At 40.4% G+C, this 4,718-nt stretch carries 4 protein-coding genes; all 4 read left to right on the forward strand.

Features of this window, described 5'->3' with window-relative positions; translation table 11 throughout:
- Positions 1-114 precede the first annotated feature (114 nt).
- Positions 115-1,374: a TRZ/ATZ family protein gene (locus tag ADM33_RS05360; RefSeq protein WP_049503562.1), complete on the forward strand. Its 1,260-nt coding sequence runs from the start codon at positions 115-117 to the stop codon at positions 1,372-1,374.
- A 370-nt stretch (positions 1,375-1,744) separates the two neighbouring features.
- On the forward strand, positions 1,745-2,482 hold the full coding sequence (gene mecA / locus ADM33_RS05365) for an adaptor protein MecA (protein WP_049503564.1): 738 nt from the start codon (positions 1,745-1,747) through the stop codon (positions 2,480-2,482).
- 510 nt (positions 2,483-2,992) lie between these two features.
- Positions 2,993-3,556: a TIGR01440 family protein gene (locus ADM33_RS05370; protein WP_049503566.1), complete on the forward strand. Its 564-nt coding sequence runs from the start codon at positions 2,993-2,995 to the stop codon at positions 3,554-3,556.
- 1 nt (position 3,557) lies between these two features.
- Positions 3,558-4,718: YSIRK-type signal peptide-containing protein (locus ADM33_RS05375; protein WP_049503568.1), on the forward strand; the 1,161-nt coding region annotated here is incomplete at its 3' end.

Genomic DNA, 4,718 nt, shown 5'->3' on the forward strand with positions numbered 1-4,718 from the left:
GCTTTGAGGTTGTAGATAGAACTGACGAAGTCAGTAACATATATACGGCAAGGCGACGTTGACGCGGTTTGAATTTGATTTTCGAAGAGTATAATTTAGAAAAGGAGCCTATTGATGAAAGTCTTTCAGCATGTAAATATCGTGACTTGTGACCAAGATTTCCATGTCTACCTGGATGGTATCTTAGCTCTTGAAAATTCTCAAATCGTCTATGTCGGTCAGGAAAATCAAGAAATTCTCAAGCAAGCAGATCAAATCATAGACTATCAGGGTGCTTGGATTATGCCTGGTTTGGTTAACTGCCATACCCACTCTGCCATGACAGGCTTGAGAGGGATTCGTGACGATAGCAATCTCCACGAATGGCTAGAAGACTATATCTGGCCAGCAGAAGCAGAATTTACACCAGAGATGACTACAAAAGCCGTCAAAGAGGCGATGACAGAAATGCTCCAGTCAGGAACGACAACTTTCAATGATATGTACAATCCCAATGGAGTAGAGATAGAGAAGATTTATGAAGCAGTCAAGGCATCCAAGATGCGTTGCTATTTTTCTCCAACTCTCTTTTCTTCAGACATGGAGACCACAGATGAGACTATAGCAAGAACTCGTGCTGTCATCGGGACAATCAAAGGCTATCAGGATCCCAATTTCAAGGTTATGGTGGCTCCTCATTCGCCCTACAGTTGTAGTCGAGAATTGTTAGAGGCTAGTTTGAACCTAGCAAAAGAAGAAGATATTCCACTTCATATTCATGTGGCAGAAACAAAAGAAGAGTCAGGGATTATCCTGAAACGTTATGGCAAACGTCCAATAGCCTTTCTAGATGAACTTGGGTATTTAGATCATCAGGCTGTATTTGCCCACGGTGTGGAGTTAAATGAAGCAGAAATTACCCGCTTGGCAGATTCGCAAGTCGCTATCGCCCACAATCCTATCAGCAACCTCAAACTAGCTTCGGGAATTGCACCAATCATTCAATTACAAAAAGCAGGTGTTCCAGTTGGTATCGCGACGGACTCAGTTGCTTCTAACAATAATCTCGATATGTTTGAGGAAGGACGCACGGCGGCCCTTTTACAGAAAATGAAGAGCGGTGATGCCAGTCAATTTCCAATCGAAACGGCCCTCAAGGCACTGACGATTGAAGGAGCTAAGGTGTTGAGAATGGAAGATGAGATTGGTAGCCTGGAAGTCGGCAAGCAAGCAGATTTTCTCGTCATCCAACCGCAAGGAAAAATCCATCTCCAACCTCAAGAAAACATGCTGTCCCACCTAGTATATGCTGTCAAATCCAGTGATGTTGATGACGTCTACATTGCAGGTGAGCAAGTCGTGAGAGCTGGGAAGGTACTAACAGTAGATTTGTAAGTGATACTCTTTCTAAATTTTTTAAAGCTAGGTCGGTGTTGTCTTGACTTCGTATGCTCTAACAAGTTTATTGAGTGAGTATTTATTGTGTAGGCCATATAGAAAAAGAAGACTCTGTAAGGTCTTCTTTTTGTTGCATAATATTTAATCTGAACACTTTTGAGAGGGATACAGACCTTTATCCTCTTTTAATCCTTGCACGAACTAGGTCAAGTATATCAGATAGTGTTTTGTCTATGATAATAAAGAGTTTGATGACGTAATAAGTATTCTACACTAGATATTAATCGATACCCCAACGCCATTTTTTTTGATAAAATTTTTGAAATCTTGTATAATAGATAGAACTGAAAGTATGAGGTTACGAACTATGAAAATGAAACAAATCAGTGATACGACTTTAAAAATCACCATGTCTTTAGAAGATTTGATGGATCGTGGAATGGAAATCGCAGACTTTCTCGTTCCACAAGAGAAAACAGAAGAATTTTTCTATGCAATCTTGGATGAGCTAGAGATGCCAGATAGCTTTTTGGATACAGGTATGCTCAGCTTCCGAGTGACTCCAAAGCCTGATAAGGTTGATGTTTTTGTGACAAAATCTAAGATCGACCAGAATTTAGATTTTGACGATTTGGCAGATCTTCCTGATATGGATGAGTTGGCTAAAATGTCTCCAGATGAGTTTTTGAAAACCTTAGAGAAAACCATGGCAGAAAAAACTAAAGACGATATTGAAGCTATTCAATCTTTAGAACAGGTTGAAAAGGAAGAAGAAGCAGCGCTTAACGAAGCACTTGAAGTAGAAGAAGAAAAAAGAGAACCGTATATCTACTACATCTTAAGTTTTGACAATTTAGCTAGTTTGGTTTCTTTTGCCAAAATGGTTGACTACCAAATGGAAACTTCAGAACTCTATAAGATGAATGACCAGTACTATTTGACAGTCTTAGTTGATGTAGAAAATCAACCTAGCCTTTATCCAGCTTGGTTGTTGGCTCGTATGCGAGAATTTGCGGATGATAGTGATATCAGTCGTTCTGTCCTCCAAGAATATGGGCAACTACTCATCAATCATGATGCTGTCCAAGGACTCCAAAAAGTTTAATAGAGAAAAAGACAGGGAAGGAGATCTTCTCTGTTTTTGTTGTAAATTTTAGATTTTTGAAAAATTGGATACAGTTTGTATTCAAAAAACTGACATATTATAATTTGAGGATAAAATTAAAATTTCAGCATAATTTCATGAAAATTTTCTGAATCATTATCTAAATCTACAAGGACGAAAAAGTGGCTAAAAAATAAGCAAAGTAGTAGCTTTAATAGAAGAAATGGGGTAGAATGGTAGAAGTTGCTTTTCGGTAGCTTATAATCGAATTGACAGACAAATCTTTTAGGTGTAAATGTTGTTAAATCAACGATTTTACTAAACTATTATATTTTTTTTGTTTTCAAAGTATAATTTATATTATATTTGAAACTAGATGAATTTGAATCAGTTTTTAAAAAGAGCCCTCATATAGTTTTTGAATCCTAGCAAATGGTATTCCTATGCCTTCCAATCTTGCTAAAATTGATGAAAAACGATATGATAGAATGAAAAAAAGCGAGGTGAAATATGGACCAAAGACGGATTCAAACAGAAACACAGCAGATACTTGAAGATGTATTAGACAAGGCTTCTTTACAGGAGGGAGCACTATTTGTCTTGGGTTTGTCTTCGAGTGAAGTGCTGGGAGGACACATCGGAAAAGATTCGAGTCAGGAAATCGGTGAACTTATTGTCAAGACTATGTTGGAACTGTTGGCGGCTAAGGGAATTCACCTGGCTGTTCAAGGTTGTGAACATGTCAATCGGGCTTTAGTTGTTGAACGAGAAGTAGCTATAAAACATCAGTTGGAGATTGTGAGTGTACTCCCGACCTTACATGCAGGAGGTTCTGGTCAGTTGGCCGCCTTTCGCTATATGAAGGATCCCGTGGAGGTCGAATTTATCAGGGCAGATGCTGGTCTGGATATTGGTGATACAGCTATCGGTATGCATATCAAACATGTTCAGGTACCCATTCGGCCAGTCTTAAGAGAGATTGGTCAGGCTCATGTGACGGCACTTGCAAGTCGACCAAAACTCATTGGAGGGGCGCGTGCTCACTATCCAATAGATCATATTAGGAAGATATAAAATGAATACTAGAAAAATGCAGTTTGAGAGAGTCATTAAATACTCTATTCGGAAGTTCTCGGTTGGTGTCGGTTCTGCGGTTATTGGGACATTTCTTTTGGGGGCAAATAACTTTTTAGTTGAAACTGTTTCAGCTAACGAAGTGTCAACACCCAACCAAGTTCATTACCGTTATTTGGCTGAACAAGAATTGACAGAAGCAGAAAAAGCTTTGATCCATCACGAACTTCCTTCTGATTTAAAGCAAGACGATGTTGTCTATCTTGTTTACAGAAAGAAAGAAATGAATTCTCAACAATTGCCGAACACTGGAAGCAAGGAGTTAGCACTGGCAACTCTTGGATTTGCAACAGCGTCTATGGTTGTTGTGGTGATGTCTAAAAAGCACCGCAACAAAATGCTTGGCCTTCTCTTTATTGGAGCTCTAGGTGGTAGTTACTTTATCCCTCAGTCAGCTCAAGCATTTGAGAATAAAATCTTAGTGTCCTACAATCAAACGATTGCAGCAAGTAGTCAAGAAGACTTGGCAAAAGGTGTCATTCAAATCGAAGGATACGAATACGTCGGTTACTTTAAAGCATCAGACTTCCAAGAACAACCAGAGCAAATGACGACTGCTAAGGGAACTCAAGAAGAAGGTCATGAAGGTGAATCTTTGGTTCAGCCAGAATTGCCAGCCTACACGGGAGAGATTACAGCCAAAGGTACTCAAGAAGAGGGCCACCAAGGCGAATCCCTAGTTCAGCCAGAATTGCCAGCCTACACGGGAGAGATTAGTGCCAAAGGAACGCAAGAAGAGGGTCACGAAGGCGAATCCTTGGTTCAGCCAGAATTGCCAGCCTACACGGGTGAGATTACAGCCAAAGGAACGCAAGAAGAAGGTCACGAAGGCGAATCCCTAGTTCAGCCAGAATTGCCAGCCTACACGGGTGAGATTAGTGCCAAAGGAACGCAAGAAGAAGGCCACCAAGGTGAATCCTTAGTTCAGCCAGAATTGCCAGCTTACACCGGCGAGATTACAGCCAAAGGAACTCAAGAAGAGGGCCACCAAGGTGAGTCTCTAGTTCAACCAGAAACCCCAGCTTACACCGGCGAGATTACAGCAAAAGGAACTCAAGAAGAAGGCCACGAAGGCGAAGCCTTAGTTCAACCAGAAACCCCA

The organism is Streptococcus oralis (genome assembly GCF_001075875.1).
Taxonomy (GTDB): domain Bacteria; phylum Bacillota; class Bacilli; order Lactobacillales; family Streptococcaceae; genus Streptococcus; species Streptococcus oralis_I.